General features: G+C 59.6%; 14 protein-coding genes. 1 reads left to right on the top strand and 13 read right to left on the bottom strand.

Going from position 1 to position 17,310, the window contains the following annotated elements; all coding sequences use genetic code 11:
- Positions 1-69 precede the first annotated feature (69 nt).
- From ACTO5E_RS01845 to ACTO5E_RS01810, 8 genes are all read right to left on the bottom strand, one after another.
- The gene (locus ACTO5E_RS01845; protein WP_482301068.1) at positions 70-726 is read right to left on the bottom strand and encodes a hypothetical protein; all 657 of its coding nucleotides are present in this window, start codon (positions 724-726) and stop codon (positions 70-72) included.
- Complete coding sequence (locus ACTO5E_RS01840) at positions 723-2,324, bottom strand: helix-turn-helix domain-containing protein (protein ID WP_482301066.1); 1,602 nt, start codon at positions 2,322-2,324, stop codon at positions 723-725. The genes ACTO5E_RS01845 and ACTO5E_RS01840 overlap by 4 nt, the downstream gene beginning before the upstream one ends.
- Positions 2,325-2,416: 92 nt before the next feature.
- Positions 2,417-4,135, bottom strand: coding sequence for a sensor histidine kinase (locus tag ACTO5E_RS01835; protein WP_482301064.1), 1,719 nt, complete (start codon positions 4,133-4,135; stop codon positions 2,417-2,419).
- Positions 4,136-4,473: 338 nt separating this feature from the next.
- Positions 4,474-6,057 (bottom strand): alpha-amylase family protein, encoded by a 1,584-nt coding sequence (locus ACTO5E_RS01830; protein WP_482301063.1) that lies wholly within the window; start codon positions 6,055-6,057, stop codon positions 4,474-4,476.
- A complete protein-coding gene (locus tag ACTO5E_RS01825) occupies positions 6,020-6,970 on the bottom strand; it encodes an adenylyl-sulfate kinase (RefSeq protein ID WP_482301062.1) in 951 nt (316 codons plus the stop codon). Before ACTO5E_RS01825 ends, ACTO5E_RS01830 begins: the two co-directional genes overlap by 38 nt.
- 182 nt (positions 6,971-7,152) lie before the next feature.
- Entirely contained in the window at positions 7,153-8,250 is a 1,098-nt protein-coding gene (locus tag ACTO5E_RS01820; RefSeq protein ID WP_482301060.1) for an SGNH/GDSL hydrolase family protein, read from the bottom strand.
- Positions 8,247-9,794, bottom strand: coding sequence for a sialate O-acetylesterase (locus ACTO5E_RS01815; RefSeq protein WP_482301058.1), 1,548 nt, complete (start codon positions 9,792-9,794; stop codon positions 8,247-8,249). Before ACTO5E_RS01815 ends, ACTO5E_RS01820 begins: the two co-directional genes overlap by 4 nt.
- A gap of 13 nt (positions 9,795-9,807) precedes the next feature.
- Positions 9,808-10,662 carry an alpha/beta fold hydrolase gene (locus tag ACTO5E_RS01810; protein WP_482301057.1) on the bottom strand — a complete coding sequence of 285 codons (855 nt, stop codon included), beginning with the start codon at positions 10,660-10,662 and terminating at the stop codon, positions 9,808-9,810.
- A 255-nt stretch (positions 10,663-10,917) separates the two neighbouring features.
- On the opposite strand from ACTO5E_RS01810, the gene ACTO5E_RS01805 reads away from it, so the two are divergent.
- Positions 10,918-12,132, top strand: a complete 1,215-nt coding sequence (locus ACTO5E_RS01805; RefSeq protein WP_482301055.1) for a CE1 family esterase — start codon at positions 10,918-10,920, stop codon at positions 12,130-12,132.
- A 65-nt stretch (positions 12,133-12,197) separates the two neighbouring features.
- Here ACTO5E_RS01805 and ACTO5E_RS01800 read toward each other — a convergent pair whose 3' ends face one another.
- The 5 genes from ACTO5E_RS01800 to ACTO5E_RS01780 all read right to left on the bottom strand — a co-directional run.
- Entirely contained in the window at positions 12,198-13,376 is a 1,179-nt protein-coding gene (locus ACTO5E_RS01800) for an ABC transporter ATP-binding protein (RefSeq protein ID WP_482301053.1), read from the bottom strand.
- Entirely contained in the window at positions 13,369-14,100 is a 732-nt protein-coding gene (locus tag ACTO5E_RS01795; protein WP_482301052.1) for a DUF624 domain-containing protein, read from the bottom strand. Before ACTO5E_RS01795 ends, ACTO5E_RS01800 begins: the two co-directional genes overlap by 8 nt.
- A 19-nt stretch (positions 14,101-14,119) precedes the next feature.
- A complete protein-coding gene (locus ACTO5E_RS01790; RefSeq protein WP_482301050.1) occupies positions 14,120-14,977 on the bottom strand; it encodes a polysaccharide deacetylase family protein in 858 nt (285 codons plus the stop codon).
- Between the two features lie 203 nt (positions 14,978-15,180).
- Positions 15,181-16,677, bottom strand: a complete 1,497-nt coding sequence (locus tag ACTO5E_RS01785) for a serine hydrolase domain-containing protein (RefSeq protein ID WP_482301048.1) — start codon at positions 16,675-16,677, stop codon at positions 15,181-15,183.
- 48 nt (positions 16,678-16,725) lie between these two features.
- Positions 16,726-17,310, bottom strand: a 585-nt coding sequence (locus ACTO5E_RS01780) for a carbohydrate ABC transporter permease (protein ID WP_482301046.1), incomplete at its 5' end; no start/stop codon positions are given.

The following is a 17,310-nucleotide window of genomic DNA, read 5'->3' as shown; positions in this document are numbered from 1 at the left end:
TCCACGGAGCAGGCGGGTGGTATTCTCCCCTGCATGATATCCCGCGAAAGGGCCCGTCTTCCGGGGGCGTCAATTCTGCTTCACCAATTCCTTCATCCACGCCACAGCCGGGTCCAGGTTCTGGGCGTTGGCCGCCACCCCTATAATCACGTCCCCGGTGTAGTAGCCTGCCTGGTGAAGGGGGGAGCCGGGCTTCAGCCATATGCCCGCCACCACCTTTCTGCCGCCCTGGCCCTCATAGGTATAGAGCGCATGGCCGGCCAGGTCCTCCTGCTCAATAAACAGGCTCAGGTCCACAAAGGCCTCCTGAGAGGCATAGGAGGCGAAAACCGCCTCGTCCGCGGCAAACAGGTCCAAATCTCCAATGCCGAACAGCGCCGCCAGCACCTGAACCGTCTCCCCGTCTGCGGAGGTGTAGCTGTCGTAGCGCAGGGTATAGCCTGCCGACACGTCTACGGTTCTGCCCTGCATGTCCTCCCCGGTCTGCTCCAAAAGCCCGGTCAGCACGGCGCTGTCTCCCGAATCGTCCGCGTTGACCAGCACAGCGTACACAGCGGCGTTGCTCCTGCCCGCGTTCAGGGCAACGGTGAGCACAGCCAACGCCGCCACGCTGAGCAGAACGATCAGCGGCAGCTTATAATAGTCCCACACAAACTCAAGCCGGCGGTTTTTTTCCAGCCCCTTCAGGGTTTTGATATCCTGGCGGATCTGCCCGGTCCATCTCATTTGCTTCCATCCCCATTTCGTTTTCCCGCGCACCATTCCACCGGGCTCATTCCACACAGCTTGCGAAACACCGTGGAAAAGTAAGAGATATTGTCGTAGCCCACCTCGCTGGCCACCTCGGTGACCGTGGCGTTGGTGGAGAGCAGCAGCCGTTTGGCCTCCTCAATGCGCAGCTGGTTGATATACTCCCGCAGGCTCATGCCCACCTCTGCCCGAAACCGCTTGGACAGGTAGTTGGGGGTGATATACGCCACAGCCGCCACCGCGTCCCGGTCAATGTCCTCCTTGTAGTGGGCCATGATAAACCGCTTTACATTGCCGATAATATCATCCCCCTCGCTTTTGCTTCGCAGGGCGCCGCTGACATAGTCGTACAAAAAGGAGGCGTAGTTGACCATGTCCACAGGAGAGCGGTTGGCGTTGCGGTCCAGCCGGCGGAGCTCCTCGTTCTGAAAAAGGACCCGGATGGGCATGTTGTTGTCCCGCAGGCAGCTGTGAAAGGCCTGAAGAATGTCCTGATGGAGCAAAAACATCAGGCTGCCGTTGTCGCTGTGGCTGTGGGATATTTTTTCCAACGCCCCGGACACCAGCGCAAGATATTTCTCCCGGTCGTTCTCCTTGACCATGCGCATAATCTGCACCTCGTCAATCAGGGAGGTGGTCGCGCTGGTAATATTGCGCACATCCCGCAGAAAATAGATGCTGCCCCCGTGCAGCATCACCTTGGGGATCTGCTCCCGGAGCTCGGCCGCCTCGGCCGCGGCCTGGTAGAGAGGGCGTTCGTCGCCAATGAGGCACACAGGCATCAGGGTGAGGTGCAGAGAGCACAGGCGGAAAAACTCCCGGGCCCTTTGAAAGCAGTCCTCCTCCGAGTGCTGGTCCGCCCGCATAAAGGTGGTGGTCCATATATACCGCTCTCCCACATTGACAATGGTGGAGGAGCAGCCGATGTGCCCGGTAAGCACCTCCTCGGCCAGACGGCTGTAGGTGTAGGCCAGCAGCTCCCTCTCCCAGCCGTTTTCGCTGTTTTTGGTGGTCTCCGCCTCCATCATAACCAGGCGCACAGGCATATCCGCCTCAAGGCAGGCCAGCCCGCTGCGGACAAGAAGCTTCTCGATTCTGTCCCGGTTTGTGCCGTAAAAGCCGTCGTGTATCTGCCGCAGCACATTGTTCTGCATGGTGTCCCGGGCGCTTTGGTCCTCCCCCTTTTCCGACTGGGCCAGATGCTCGTTCACCGAGGAGATCATCCGAAGCAGCGCCTCGTTCAGCTCGTCAAAGTCAATGGGCTTGGTGAGATAATTGGTAGCCCCATAGCGGACAGCCTCTCTGGCATACTCAAAGTCCTCATAGCAGGTGAGAAACGCGAACTCCGTATAGACGCTGTTTTCATAGATATACTTCAGCACCTCAATGCCCGAGACCTTCGGCATACCAATATCGCAGAGGATCAGCTCCGGGCGTTCTCTTTCGATAATGCCGATAGCGGCTTCTCCGTTATAGGCCCGCCGAATACATTGAATCCCCAGCTCCTGGCAGTTGAGCTGGCTTTGAATCACGTCTATGTTAGAGATGTCGTCGTCGCATACCAATAGCTTCACGTTAATCGCCATGCGATACGGAATTGGCACAAAAGGCGGTGAAAAAGCAGCCTTTTCTGCCCGGTATCGTTCCTTTCTTCGTATTTTTCACACTACTTCTCCCCTTTGGCTCCCTCTCCGGCGGGAATCCATATCACCGCCTTGGCGCCGGTTTCGGTGTTGAGCAGGCGCAGCGAGGCCTGGCGGTGATAGGAATACCGCAGCGTGTAGCGGATATTGGTGAGCCCCAGATGCTCCTTTGGGGGGAGCTCTCCCTCGGGCAGCTCGCCGTTGAAGTTGTCCAGCACCTCCTGTGGAAAGCCGCCGCCATTGTCCTCTACAGAAAGGGCATAGCCCGAAAGGCCGTTCTGCCGGGCAGGGCGGCAGTCGATGCGCAGCAGCAGGGGCTTATACAGGTCCAGGGCGTGCTTGAAGGCGTTTTCCACCAGGGTGAACAGCACCAAAAACGGGATGCGCAGCCCCCGGACCTCCTCCATGCACGCAATGGTGTAATCCACGCTGCCCGGAAAGCGGATCTGCTGCATCTCCATATAGTTAACAATATGGCTCAGCTCCTCGGCAACCGGCACCATGTCGCTTTGAATATTCATCATATAGCGCATATACCGGCCCAGCGCCTGCACAAAGGCCCGAATATCCTCCACCCGGTTCTGATAGGTCATATTGGAGACCGTGGTGATGGCGTTGAGATAAAAATGGGGCTTGAGCTGCGCCCGGACGATTTGCAGCTGATACTCCTGCTCCCGAATCGTCTTGTCGTAGGACTCGATGCGCAGGTTCTGTATCTGGTCGGCCATGCTGTTGAAGCTCTCAAACAGAATTTCAAATTCCGTGCTGCCCGGCTCCTGGCTGATCCGGTACTGGATGTTTCCGCCGCCAATCTCCTTGTGGGCATGCAGCAGGTGCTTCACCGGGTTGTCCACCTTTTCCCGCAGAACCGTGATCAGGGTGACAATCAGCAAAATGCAGACCATACTGGAAACCAGCAGCGCGCTGCCCACTAACCGGGTCCCCTTGTCAAAAAAGCTGGCGCTCTGCACCCCCCAGACCAGCTCGCCGTCGATTGCCGGAAAGGGCACCGACACGGTGATTCTGTCCCTGCGGCTGCCCAGCCCTCCGCCGCCGGCGTCCCAAAGCTCGTCAGACCAGTCTACGCTGCCCCCGGCAAACAGGCGGCCGCTCTGGGTGGCAATCAACAGCGAGTTTTCCGCCTCCATGGCAGAGGCCAACTTCTGAAAGTCGAAATTGGACACGCGGCTGATAGAGCCCACCCGATATTTCCCCACGGAGATGCTCTTGATAAAGCAGGCCTCTCCCGCCACCTCTGTCACATACCATGCGGCGTCGTTCAGGCTGGTGACATAGCCCCCCGCCTCCTCCTGGGCATACCGCTTCAGATGCAGCACCCTTTTGGCGCCCAGGCTGGTGGGGGCGGTGAACAGAAGCTTTTCTGTCTTCGTGTCCAGAATATACAAGCAGTCCGCGTCTCTGCTCACCTGCAGCTTGTCCTCCAGGGCGGACTGGCATGTTCGCTCCGCCTGAAAGGACAGGACCGCGTTTTCGTTGGTCACCACCACATTGGTATACACGGTCAGAAGCAGCTCCCTGATGTGCTCATGAATGGTGTCCAGGCGGCTTTCTGTGGTGCGCACCCATAGGGTCAGCGCGTTTTCATGCAGCTCCTGCAGCTGCCGGTTGCTCTGAGAAAAATAGAACGCATTGGTCCACACCAGAAAAAGCAGCACGGTTAATAGGACAGACACCAGCAAAGCCACAACGGACCTTCTCCAGGAACGCAGAACCTTTTTCATGTGAATCTCACCCATTCCCTGCCGTTCATCCCTGCTTTCCTATTATATCATAAATCTGTTCGGAGAAGTCCGGCGCTGTGACTTGGCATCGCCAAGTCATGCGCAGCAAAAGAGAAGCGCTTCGCGCTTCAGGGCTTCTCCTTGTGTTCGTCAGAACACATTATATCATAAATCTGTTCGGAGAAGTCCGGCGCTGTGACTTGGCATCGCCAAGTCATGCGCAGCAAAAGAGAAGCGCTTGGCGCTTCAGGGCTTCTCCCTGTGTTCGTCAGAACACATTTCGTCAGAACACATTATATCTCAGCTTTGAAATGAATGCAAACCAGAAGCCTGCCAGGCTACTGCCTCATAAACACAGCCTCGCCCTCCGGCCCAGAAACCGCCACCTGAAAGGAGGCGTCCGCCAGGTCGGCGCACAGCGATGCGCTGTGCCCGCCCGCTGTCCAGCGCACCGTCAGCCCGCTTCCCTGAGAGGAAAAGCGGATGTCCGCCTCTGGGGCAAAGGCCGGGTGCCGGCTGCGCAGCCTCAGCAGCCGGAGCTGCTCCTTCACCACCTCCCGCTCCCCTGCCGCTGCCATTGCCTGGGCGGAAAGGTTGGTGCGGTTGATCTCCTTGTGTCCTCCCGCTCCGGCCCGCTTCATGGCCTCATAGTCATTCTTTCCCGCAAACAGGTCCAGATACCACACCTGGGGCTTGCCGGGCATAAACAGCTGAATGGCCCTGGCCAGCAGCATTTTCCGGTCGTCCTCTCCCAGGGCGCTGTAGTAGGTGGCGTTCACCTGGTAGTAGACGTTTTTTGCCCCGTGCAGGTCCTTCACAAAGCCGCCCCGCTTTACCAGAACGCCGATGAGGCTCTGAATGCGCTCCTCCGGCAGCAGGCCCTGCAGGTCCAGCACCGGGATGCCATCGTGGCAGCCCAGCATGTTGACCGTGCGCATACCGGTTTCTATGACCTCATTGGCCCAGCGCGCCAGGCAGGCCCCGTCCTTCTGCTCAAAGGCGTCCAGCAGCAGGCCGGGCAGAAAGAAGTCGTACACCATATAGCCCTTCTCCGCAATACTGCGGTAGACGCCCTCCTGGTAGCTGGCGTGAATCTCCGGCAGCAGCCGCACCCCCCAGGGCCCGGCCATTTCCGTGATTTGGCTGAGGAGCTCCCAGGAGCCCGGCTCGTTGAGGAAGTTGCGGGCTCCCACCTCCTTGGGGGCATAGGCAAAGGCGTCCAGCCGGACAATTTTCGCCCCATAGCCTGCCAGCCTTTGCAGGGTCCGCCGGTAAAAATCCTGCACCAGCGGAGATTTGATATTCAAATCCATCTGCCCCAGATAATGGGTTCCTCCCTGGTTGTCCCGGTCCACCTGCTGGTAGAAGGTGTTCCAATAGGGCTTTTTGCCGCCCCCGGCCAGCTCTGCCACCAGCACCGGCAGGCCGGGCTTGCGGAAGAACATGCCGCCGATATACTCCGGCAGGGGTTCCAGCACGCCCTCCTGGTTCAGCTCGCCGCAGCCCTCCCAGAATTTGTTCCAGTCAATGAAAAAATCCTTGTAGGCAGAGGCCTCCCCCTTTTCCAGCAGGTCCTGAAACTGGGGCGACTGAACCGAAAGGTGGTTGAGAACAAAGTCCAGCTTTAAATCCACGCCCAGAGCCTGCAGGCTGTCCAGGTCCTCCTGAGAGGCCAGGTCCTCATTCAGGCCGTAGTCGATAATGGAGAAGCCCCGGTCCAGGTCAGAGTGGAACAGGCTGGGGAGGATGTAGAAGGAGGTAAACGCCCCCTGAACCTCCGGGGACTGCAAAAAGCCCACCGCCCCACTTAAATCTCCCCCCAGGCTGTCCGGGTAGGCGTTGAGCATGGGGCCGTTGTCATATGCGCCCGCCCTGTGCGCACCCTCAGCGTCCGGCTTCCATTCTGCGCCTGCACTCGTCATAGCTGATGACCTCCCCTGTCTTTGAAATGATAATGCTGGCAAAGGCCGCCCTCTCATCCAGCTTGGCCTGTTCCAGCTGGATGACCATTGTGATAAAGGGCGTGTCCGCGTTGGAATCCCGCCCTCTGGCCAGCCGGTACTCCCTGGTCTCGGCAGGCGTGTTGTACAGCAGAACGGGAATGTCTACCCCGGAGAAAAGCCCGCTGTTTCCGTGGGTCCACTCCAAAACCAGCGCCGACACCCCGGAAAAGTCCTTTTCCTCATACCACATGGCCGTGTCCTCCCGGCCCAGACGCTTCAGCCAGATTTTGGGCTCGCCGGCCCGGAACCGGGCCAGCACATCGCTGAGCTGGTCATACTCCTGTTCCAGCTCTGTGCCCAGATACCGGCTGAGGGCCTCCTTGCCGGCCTCCTGATAGGGCCTCAGCCAAGGCCAGCGCTCCGCCTGGCCGGGCTCCGGGTCCAGGCCCTGCTCCTGAAGGCTCTTCAAGGCAGCCGCGTTCTCCGGGGAATAGCACCCGGCCTTCAGCATGCCCCGAATGCCTGCCAGCCGGAAGCAGCGCATACGCTCTGCATCGTTCTGGGCGGGAATGCGGCAGGGATAATTGTCTCCGGACAGGGTGTAGGCCCCCACCCCCAGCTGGTTGAGATAATAGGTGAGCAGCGCGGCCACACAGGTCTTTCCCGCTCCGCTGCCCCCGCTGACAGAGACCACGGCCCGGCCCTGCTTCTCCGCCGCCTCCTTTAACAGAGGCAGCATGGCCCGAAAGGCCGCTTGGGCCTTTTTCACCGACTGGGGCCCGATCCACACCCGGTCTCCAGGCATATCTCCCTGGGGAATGTCCTCCGGGGCCTCTGGCGGCTGCCAGTCTGCGCAAGCGTTTTCCAGTCTTTTGATCACTTCATTTGACATGCTTCGCCCTCCAAACTGCGTTCATATTTATTTATCATACTCCCTGGGAGCAGGAGAATACCATCATAAAAGCTCAGAGCATTTTAGATTTTGTTCCCTTTTTTCCCATAGCCGCCGGCAGAAGGGAAAGAGGGGCCTGCCCTCAGGCAGACCCCTCTTTCTATAGGAGGAAACATGAATGTTTACACTTGTTTTATCAGTTTTTCCAGCCGCGCGGCCAGCTCTGCGCCCATGCGCACCTGGGTTTTCAACGAGGGGTGGGACACCGCCCCAAAGCCCTCGGTGAGCAGGTTCACGCCAATCAGCTTAAAGCATGCCACCCGCCGGTCGCCTGTTTCGCGGCAGTATGCCTCTACCACCTCTTTTATATTGTCCCAGAGATAGTAGTCCAACGGCCCCAGGGTGCAGACAATCAGAGCCTCCGGCCCGTTCAGCCGGCGCACGGTTTCTAAAAGCGCCCGGTAGCGGTCAGAAAACCAGGCCTCCTCCTCGTCCGCCACGGCCAGGTCTTGATAGAACCGCACCGGCCCCACATCGTTGGTGCCCAGGTTGATCAGCACAATATCCTTGCGGTTGTGTTCAAAGTCCCAGAGAGCAGGCGCACGGCCCAGCCGCTCGTGGCAGTACAGGTCTGTATACTCATAGACGTCCTCCATCTGCTTGCCGGGGAACCTGGGGTATTTTGCCCTGCCCGCCCCAATGCCGGACACGCTGATCATGTTGAACTCCGCCCCAAGCTTTCTGCCGGCCACTGCGCCGTAGGTCATCCAGCCGTTTTCCTCTGCGGTCTCAAAGAGGGCGTCCCGGTCCGGGGCCTCGTTTCCAAAGCCGCAGGTGATGGAGTCCCCGATGAACTCAATGGCAAGGCCCTTTTGGCGGGAATCCACAGGCCGCAGCTCCCCGTCTGTTTCCAGCGCAAGAAGCCCGGTCTTTCCCCGCATGTTCTCTGAGAGCTTGACCATGCGCAGGGTATGCGCCCCCTGCTCCCCGTCAAACAGGTCGTACCAGGCCTCCCGCTGGGCGCACTTGAACCGGCAGGTCAGGGTCTCCCCGTCCTCTCCCACCACCCCCACGCAGGGGTAGTCCACAGGAGCGTCCGGGGGCATTGGCAGCCTGTCCTCATAGGCAAGAATCCGCGCCCGGAGCCGCGTCCCCTCAAAGGCCACCGTAAAACCGGAGCAGGTCCAGTTAAAGAACAAAGCCTGGGTCTCCGTGTCAAAGAAGGTGCGGCCATGACATTTTACCATCTGGCCCAGGCTGCTTGCGGAATAGCTTTTCATGGGGCTTCCTCCTCTACCAGGGCTGTGAAGGGGAACGCCGGAAGCCCCGCGCTGTTGAACAGGGGCATCTCGCAAAAGTTCTGCTCTCCCAGCTCAATTTGCACCGGCTTGCCCCCGCGGAAGGCCTCGCAGGTGAGCAGCAGCCGGCCGCCCGCCACAGACACAGCGGGGAAGACCTCCTCGCCCTCTACCGTGACGCGGAGGGCCTGCCCCGGCTCCCCCTTCAGCACAAGCCCGCCGCCCCCGTCTTTGAACGCCACAGAAATCCTGTCGCCCTCCCGGGACGCGCCCATGTACCGGGGGCTGTCCGCCAGAATGTCCTCGCCGTACACATATTTTCTTGCCAGCAGGGCCAAACGCTCGCCCACCGGCTTCTTTTTTCTCACATGAATATTGATTTTGTCGCCAGCGTCCATAATACACACATTGTGCACTCCCGCAAGGGCGTCGGCCGCTGCCCGCTGCTTGGCCCGCATGACGTTGTAATGCTTGGCCCCTGTAATGCCCCGGCCCTGGAAGGGCGCAAGCTCCACCTGCAAAAAGGGCAGCTCCTTTCCCCACAGCCTTCGCCAGCTCTGTATCAGGGTTTTCATGCTCTCGTCGTAGAAGTCCTGCCAGCCCCGAAAGTCGTCGTCCTCCCCCTGATACCAGACCACGCCCCGCACCGCGTAGGGGGCCACCTTTTTCAGCATGTTTTCATACAGCCCGCCGGGACGGACCGCTCCCCGGGGGCCCACCATGTACGGGGTGTAGTCCATGGGAGGCGGAGGCGGCGGGGCTCCGTTTTTGAAAAGCTCCTCCAGGCCAATGCCCATCATAAAGTCGTTCATCCGCTTTTGCTCCTCCGGAGGGGGCTCCCGCTGGGGCTGGTCGGAGAGGGCAAAGTATTTTTGCAGGTCAAGGGCCCTGCAGCCCTCCTGATACCAATCCAGCACCGGCTTCAGCGCAGGGTTGGCCTTTATGTCCTCTGGGTCTGTCCAGGCGGCGGCAGGCGTGCCCCCCCAGTTGACCCCGATGAAGCCCACCGGAACCCCCAGGCTTTCCCGCAGCTTTCGACCCATATAGGCCGCTGCCGCGCTGAACATCCCCCGGTTCTCCCTGCCCGACCAGGCGCGCCAAAAGCCCTCGTCCGGGTAGGGCTCCTTTTCCACACAGCCCACGAAATTTGCCTGGGGATAGCGGATAAAGCGCAGCCCCGGGTCCTCCCCGGTCTGGTACATCTCCTCTGCATCCTGGTCAAACTTCAGATGGAACTCCATATTGGACTGCCCGCCGGCCAGCCAGACCTCGCCCACGGCCACATCCTGAAATGTCAGCCGCTCCCCGGTCAGCTGGGAGGAGACTGTCATCTCCGTCCGCTCTGTTGCCGGCATGGGGGGCAGCAGGGCCCTCCACCGGCCCCCCTCCGCCCTGACAGTCTGCCGGCTGCCGCCCAGAGCAACGGTCACCTGGTCGTCTCTCACGCTTCTGCCCCACACCGGGACAGGCTCGTCTCGCTGCAGCACCATGTGCTCGCCAAAAATCAATGCAACCTGCAATTTCATGCGCTCATCCCCTTTACAAAATCCTTCCCTCCGTGTCCTTAAAGAACCTGTCGCAGTCCCGGGCCGCCATCTCCGGGCATTCGTCCGCGCCGCCGTGGCCCAGGTGCTGATAGGTCAGCAGCGAGGCCCCGGGTATGGTCTGGGCGATTTGCAGGGCGTCCTCCGCTTTGGCCAGGGGGTCCAGACCGCCGTTCCAAATGAGAACCGGCACCGGGATTTTGGACAGCTTTTCATAAAAATCCTCCCGGGAGACCGCGCCGCAGCAGCTCATGTCCCCCTGGTTGCGCACCGTGAACTCCTCCCTGGTCCGGCTCATCAGAATCTCTGTGTGCTCCTTATGGTTTGCGGCCCTGCGCGCCAGACGCTGAGGGTTGTTGGTGGGCCAGCTTTCCATCCAGGCCATTTTTTCCAGAGCCTCATAGTTTCCCACCAGCTGGTCCGGGTCCGGGGCCTGGAAGGGCGGGCGGGCCTCGCCGCTGTCATGATACTGGGCAATTCCGTCCACGCACACAAAGCCCCGAAGGAGCTCCGGCCTGTGGAAGGCAATATGCCACCCGGCCCAGTTGCCGTGGGACACCCCGGTGTAGTAGAAGCTGGGAATGCCCATTGCCCCGGCAAACCGGATGAGATCCTCCCCCCAAATTCTGGTGAAGTTCTGGGGCGTGGGGCCGTCAATATGGCTGGACCTGCCATAGCCCCGCATATACACCAGGAAGGTATGATAGTCGTAGGGCTCCTTGCCCAGCAGCTCCATGTGGCAGTCTGTCAGAAAGAAATTCTGGGTGGAGAGCAGGTATTTGTCCCCGCTTCCAAATTCCTTGTAGGCCAGGGTCACGTCCCCCAGGTCTATGGTTTTTATTTCACTCATCCGCAATTCCTCCATATTCGTCGTTTGGGGCCTCTTGAAAATAATTATAGCAAGCCGGACCGCGCCGGCAATATCAGAAAAAGTGAACCGGCTTTTGATTTTGTTGCCGGTTTTGCACTGGCCGGGATTTTTTATTGCAAATGAAGTGTACATATTTTAAGGCAAGGCCGGCCTGGATTATGGCAGAATAGAAGGGGAAAAGACCGTGAACAGCAATCGGCGCAACGCAGAACCCATGTAGAAGGAGGAAAAACTATGCCAGAAATCAGAGAGCCGGACCGGTTGGACAAGCTTTTGGACAAGCAGTTTGTCATGACCGACGCAGGCCGGATCGACCGGATTCGGGACCTGTACACCACATTCAACGACAAGGTGGACCTGGACGCCCTGAAGCAGGGCGGCTACATTGACGCAGTAGACAAAATGATGGAGCCCATTACCATGAGCCTGGACGACCACGCCCCGGAGGTGGTGGCCTATTGGGCCAAGCAGGGGATGGTCAAGGAGTTTCACGGCCAGAATGACGTGATGAGCTGGACAGAGTATGAGGCCCGCACCGGCTACCATTGGGAAGACACGGAGGGCCAGGCCCCCCAGAACACCCGGAAGCTGTGGAACTCCTTTGTGCCTGTCTCCGCCTTCCGGCCGGAGAACCGGGACCGGAAATACCCCGCGGTGGTGGTGCTGCACGGCGGCTTTAACCCCATCAGCGTCATCGATGGCTGGGGCTGGGTGCAGGAGGCGGCCAGGCGGGAGTGGATTGTCATTGCGCCCTCTTTGGAGCTGGACGACATCATTGCCGAAATACTGGAAAAGGCGGAGCAGCTGTACCCCATTGACAAGAGCCGGGTGTATGCCTGCGGCTTCTCCTATGGCGGCTTCATGTCCAACCTGCTGGGCAACAAGCGCCCCGACCTTTTCGCCGCCGTGGCCCCCTGCGGCGCGCCCATATCCAACGGCTTTTGCGAAAAAGCCCTGGGCCCTGAGCCCCAGACTCCCTTTGACGGCGTATCCAGAGCCGGGAAGATGGGCGTCTACATGCCTGTTATGAACATTTATGGCAACCTGGACGGCTTCCGCTTCCCCTTCTATGATTTCAAGGATTACTTCACCGGGGAGAGCGGCACAAAGGACCTGATCGACGGCGTCAACGCCTGGGCGCGGGTCAACCATGCCGCCGGGATTTCTCTGGACGCGGTTATGGCCCTGAAGGACCGGGAGGACGTCTCGGTTGAGGAAAAATGCATTGGCCTGCCCTTGGAGCCGGACTGCCGGGAGACCATAGAGCGGGACGGCATCACCAGCTATATTGCCAGCCTGAAAAGCGAAGACGGCATTGTGCGCACCCGGATTATGTGCACCATGAACATGCCCCACTGGCCCACCCCGGAGATGTCCCGGCAGGCCTTTGCGTTCTTCTCCCACTTCTCCCGGAACCCGGAGACCGGGGAGAGCGTTTATCACCCATAAGCCATACAAATAGCACGGAGCGGGGAAAGCCTCCCCGCTCCGTTTTTGTCTCCGCTCTGTCTGCGCTACAAAATGCGCGCCTCTGTCTCCGGGTCGAACAGGTGCAGCCTCTGGGGGCTCCACGCCATCCCCACCCTCTCTCCCGGGCGGTATCTGTCAAAGCGGGTGGCCGGGACCACCGCCAGCAGCTCTTGTCCCTCTGCTTTTAAATGGACATGCAGCTCCGCCTCCACCGGGTCCGCCTGGCTGACCACTGCCGGGATTCCGGCCTCCCCCATGGAGATGTGAACCGGGCGGACCCCCAGAATCACCCTGCGCCCATTGTCCTGGGGGGTGAGGGCCGCGCATCTCTTTTCCGGCAGCGGAAGCTCCTGCCCCAGGGCCTCCACCGTCCAGCCCTTTTCCCTCCGCCGCAGAGCCGCGGACCGGATGATATTCATGGGCGGCGTGCCCACAAAGGCCGCTGTGTACAGGTTGGCCGGCCGGTTGAACAGGTCCCGGGGCGGGCCGATCTGCTCTATTCTGCCGTTCTGCATCACTACAATCCGGTCTCCCAAGGCAAAGGCCTCCTCCTGGTCATGGGTCACATAGACAAAGGTGGCGCCCAGCCTCTGGTGCAGCGACTTGACCAGGCCCCGCAGCCTGCGGCGCAGAACCGGGTCCAGGTTGCTGAAGGGCTCGTCCATAAGGAACAGCCTGGGGCGGCGCACCAGGGCCCGGCCTATGGCTATGCGCTGCCGCTGGCCCCCGGAGAGCTCCCGGGGGTAGCGGTTCAAAACCCCCTCCAGCTCCATCAGCCCCGCCACCTCCTCTACCTGACGCTGAAGCTGCTCTCTGGGAACATGCTGGCTTTTCAGGGGAAAGGCCAGGTTTTCATACACCGTATAGTTGGGGTAGAGGGAATAGTTCTGAAAAATCATGGCAATGTCCCGCTGCTCCGGGGGCAGCTCCACAATAGAGCGGCCGTCCAGCAGAATGTCCCCGGCAGACACCTCTTCCAGACCGGCGATCATCCGCAGGACCGTGGACTTGCCGCAGCCGGAGGGGCCCAGAAGCACCACGAATTCCCCCCGCTGGATTTCCAGGTCAAAGCCCTGTACTGCCAGCACCCCTTCGTTTGTGGTGTAGGGCTGGCTCTCCTGCCGCTGCCGGATGGCCTTTGCCCGCTTTCTGCCAAACAGCAGGCCCTCTACCTTTGCAAAGGGGTATACCTTTACCAGTCCCCGCAGGCTGAGCTCACTCATCTTCCGCCCCGCTTTCCGGCTCGTCATACAGCCTTGCCATTTCCAGACTGGGCATGGAGGCCGGGCCCTCTCCGCTGCTGCCGTCTCCGGCCCCCTCCTCCTCTGTCTGGGCAAGGCCCCTGTCGGCCATAAATTTCTGCAGCTGCTTTTCCACCCCGCCGCAGATCAGGTCCATATACAGCCCTGGAAGAATCAGCAGCACAATGGGGTAAAAATCGATCAGCAGCGCCACCAGCACCAGCAAAACCAGCCGCAGAAGGGTCTTCAGGGGATTCTGTCCGGCAAAGTACAGGGCCATGCGCAGATACATCCCTATGCCGCCCTCAAACCGGGAGAGGGCAAAGGGCAGGTGGAGCGTTGCCGCCGCCCAGACCAGGGCAATGACGCAGCCAATAAGAAAGTAGGCCACCCCAAAATTGTTTTGCTGCTGCATCCGCCAGCCGTACCACAGGGTAAAGGACAGCAGCCCGCCGCTGCCCAGCGCAATCAGCGAAAGGGGCAGGCCCTTTCTCAGAGAGCCCTTCAGCGCGCGGAAATAATCCCCCGCCACCCCGTTGCCGTTCTCCCGGATGACCTTGGTGGTGGTATGAAAAAGGGCGGCTGTGGCCGGAATGACCGTGACCACCGGTAGGCAGCACAGCACCCAGAAAAAGCTGACGATCATCATGTTGGCAATGCGGACCATGGCGGACATCAGCGGATTGTCGTACTGAAAGGCTCCCATATTCTCTCCCCCGCTCCACTCAGATTCCCGGACTCTCCACCACCGCCGTCCCGCCGGCCGGGATGCGGCAGCTGCTTTTGCCCACCTGAATCCACAGGTCCGTGCAGGTGGGGTTGTAGATCTTGCTGCCGTCCGCAGAGTATATCCTCTGCCGGAAGGCCAGGATATATGCCGCCAGCTCGGTATTTCCCGCAAACCAGACGTCCTGAGAAAAGCCGGACACATAGCGCAGCAGCTTCTCCATTACATCCCAGTTTCCGTCTGCGTCAAACTCATAGGCATGGCCCCAAAGGTAGAACAAGGCCGGACCAAAGGCCGGGCCCTCACAGAATTTCTCCGCCAGGGGCATCAGCTCCGGGTCATTGTGGTGGCAGGTGGGATGCCACTCCAGCATGTCCTCCGGGATGGAGAAGCTGTGGGTCGACTCCACCGTGCGGGCCCCGATATAGCCTGCCAGCCTTAAAAGCTCCTTCACATTTCCGTCATAGGCGCCAAAGGGGTAGGCGAAAAAGCGCACCAAAGCGCCGGACAGCCGTTCCAGGGCCCGGCGGTCCTCCACCAGCTCGTACATTGCCATGGGCGTGCCCACATTCTGCAAAAAGGAATGCCACAGGCTGTGCCCCGCCACCTCGTGGCCCTGGTAGAGGGTCCCGACCTCCTCCTCCGTCACCTTGGAGATATCCGTCTCCCGCCCGGAGACCACCGCATTGCCCTGAAAGCCCAGTATGCCGGCGTTCAGGTTAAAGGTTCCCTTAACGCCGTATTGGTTGAACAGCTCCACCAGACGCCTGTCCTGCACCACGCCGTCGTCATAGCTGAAGGTCATGGCCTTCTTCTTGCCGCCGGGGTACAGCATAAAATCGTTTCTCTGTCCCATAATACAGGGTCCTCCCTTGCTTTACAAGGGATAGGCATAATCCTCCAAACAGAATTATGCCTATCCCTCTCTGTATTCTCAAGCTCTGCTTATATCGCAAACGCACTTGAAAACCGGTATTTACCGATTTTCAGGCAGGGCGGCGCGGGCACGCCTGAGCCGCCTGGTTCAAAAGAGGTATCACTTCTTTTGAACTGGGTTAACTATACCTGCTCCGCGCGAATGGCGTCCTCCTCTTTTCTGGGGAAGGGGAACGCGGAATTGGTGCTCTCCTCCACGTCGATCTTTGTGCCGTCGAATTTGAACAACAGCTTCTTGGTCAGGCAGGTCTCTGTCCAACGGCAGACCACCTGGAAGACGTTTTCCTCCAGCCACCCGCCGCTGGCCACCAGCAGCTGGGTCTGGGCGTCGGGGGTCTTCACCAGGTTGGTAAAACGCCCGCCATAGGTGGCCACGCGAATCGCCTCTTTGCTGCCGTCCGGCTGGGTGACATTCCACACGCAGCCATAGCAGTCAAAGTCAAAGGAGAACTCGCTGACCTGAATGCTCTTGGAACGGCCCATGAAGCTGCGCATCTCAGGGGACAGCTCGCCGTTTGTGACCTTGTATTTTTTGCCGGAAATGGACTCGATCCGGGGGCTGAAGGGCCGGCAGACAGGGTTGGGGGTGTTCAGGCTGGCCAGCTTACGGACCAGCCTGTCTCTGGCCTCCTCATTCTCCGGCACATCTCCGCTGCCGATCTTCTCCAAAAAGTCCCAGGTCAGGTCCAGGGTGGTCTGGGCCCAATGTGCGCCCACCGCAGTCTCGGTGATGGCGATGATCATATCCTGCTCAGGGCACACAATGGTGAACTGGCCCATAGCCCCGTCCGCCCGGTAGACGCCCTTGGGCTTGCACATCCAAATCTGGAAGCCGTAGCCCAGGAAATTGTCAAAGGCCTGGGGGTTGTTGATGGACTCTGTGGCAGACTCGTTCTGAAGGGTGGTGGCCAGCTTCACATAGTCCTCGGCCAGGATGCGCTCCCCCTCCCAAACGCCGCCGTCCGCATACAGCTTCATCAGGCGCAGGTTGTCCTCTGTGGTAGCCAGCAGGCCGCCCCCGCCGGTCTCCATGCCGTCGGCCATGCAATACCAGCGCAGGTTCTCCGGGTCAATGCCGATTTTGTGGAACAGATGCTGGCTGAGAAACGCGTGCAGCCCCAGGCCGGTCTTTTTGCGCACAATGGCGCCCAGCATGGTAGAGCCCACTGAATTGTACATAAAGGTGGTGCCGGGCTCATGGTTCACAGGCGTGTGCAAAAAGTCGCGAATCCAGTTCTCCGAGTTTCTGGGCATTTCATCCATGCCGTTGCCCATGCACAGCACGTCCCGCACCTTCAGGGCCTTCAGGTTCTCGCTGGGGTCCTGGGGGGCCTCCTCCGGAAAAATGTCAATCAGCCGCTCGTCCAGCTTCAGCAGGCCCTGGGTGTAGGCAATGCCCACTGCCGTGGCCGCATAGGTTTTGGTGTGGGACTGAAGCCCGTGGCGCAGGTTGGGGGCATAGGGCGCCCACCAGCCCTCGGCGCACACCTTGCCATGCCGCATAATCATCAGGCCGTGCATCTCTGTGTTGCTGTGCTCCAATGTGTCGATATAATGGAGGATGTCCTCGCTTTTGATTCCTACAGCCTCCGGCGTGGTTCTTTCAAATTCCTTGCGCATACTGAAATCCCTCTCTTTTCTTTTATATAATTTCTTATGTCATGCTTATTAACCCTTTACGCCGCCTACCACCATGCCCCGCACCAGCTCCTTCTGGATGAAGGGGTAGACGCACAGAATGGGCAGAATGGCAATGATGGCAATGGCCATGCGCGCGCCCTCGGTGGGCATGGACTTATAGGCCAGAGCGGCGGACTCGGCGGCAGTGTCGCCGGACTTGAGGAAAGCGATGTTGTCCATCAGCTTCTTCAGGTAGACCTGGATGGTGTAAAGCTTGGTGTCGGAAATGTAGTACAGGCCGTTGGTCCAGTTGTTCCAGTAGCCCAGGGCGGCGAACAGGCCAATGGTGGTCATAACCGGCTTTGACAGCGGCACCATAATCCGGGCGTAAATTCCCAGGTCATTGGCCCCGTCCAGCCGGGCCGCCTCAATAATGGAATAGGGTATGTTGGCATTGTAATAGTTGCGGACCATCAGCACGTTCATGGCGCCCATCAGGCTGCCGGGAAGAATCAGGGCCCAGATGGTGTTCTTGATGTGGAAGATGCTGGTCCAGATGATGTAGCTGGCGGTGAGGCCCCCGTTGAACAGCACGGTGAAGAACAGGATAAAGGCGAACACATTCCGGTATTT

It is taken from the genome of Acutalibacter sp., from assembly GCF_056800975.1.
Note: the sequence above shows the minus strand (reverse complement) of the source record. Positions and strands in the feature narration are given on the sequence as shown.

Bases quoted from the DNA above. Each gene is read 5' to 3' on its own strand.
- ACTO5E_RS01785 (WP_482301048.1), bottom strand. From the start codon at position 16,677: ATGCGCAAGGAATTTGAAAGAACCACGCCGGAGGCTGTAGGAATCAAA.
- ACTO5E_RS01790 (WP_482301050.1), bottom strand. From the start codon at position 14,977: ATGGGACAGAGAAACGATTTTATGCTGTACCCCGGCGGCAAGAAGAAG.
- ACTO5E_RS01800 (WP_482301053.1), bottom strand. From the start codon at position 13,376: ATGAGTGAGCTCAGCCTGCGGGGACTGGTAAAGGTATACCCCTTTGCA.
- ACTO5E_RS01845 (WP_482301068.1), bottom strand. From the start codon at position 726: ATGAGATGGACCGGGCAGATCCGCCAGGATATCAAAACCCTGAAGGGG.
- ACTO5E_RS01810 (WP_482301057.1), bottom strand. From the start codon at position 10,662: ATGAGTGAAATAAAAACCATAGACCTGGGGGACGTGACCCTGGCCTAC.
- ACTO5E_RS01815 (WP_482301058.1), bottom strand. From the start codon at position 9,794: ATGAAATTGCAGGTTGCATTGATTTTTGGCGAGCACATGGTGCTGCAG.
- ACTO5E_RS01820 (WP_482301060.1), bottom strand. From the start codon at position 8,250: ATGAAAAGCTATTCCGCAAGCAGCCTGGGCCAGATGGTAAAATGTCAT.
- ACTO5E_RS01835 (WP_482301064.1), bottom strand. From the start codon at position 4,135: ATGAAAAAGGTTCTGCGTTCCTGGAGAAGGTCCGTTGTGGCTTTGCTG.
- ACTO5E_RS01805 (WP_482301055.1), top strand. From the start codon at position 10,918: ATGCCAGAAATCAGAGAGCCGGACCGGTTGGACAAGCTTTTGGACAAG.
- ACTO5E_RS01830 (WP_482301063.1), bottom strand. From the start codon at position 6,057: ATGACGAGTGCAGGCGCAGAATGGAAGCCGGACGCTGAGGGTGCGCAC.
- ACTO5E_RS01825 (WP_482301062.1), bottom strand. From the start codon at position 6,970: ATGTCAAATGAAGTGATCAAAAGACTGGAAAACGCTTGCGCAGACTGG.
- ACTO5E_RS01795 (WP_482301052.1), bottom strand. From the start codon at position 14,100: ATGGGAGCCTTTCAGTACGACAATCCGCTGATGTCCGCCATGGTCCGC.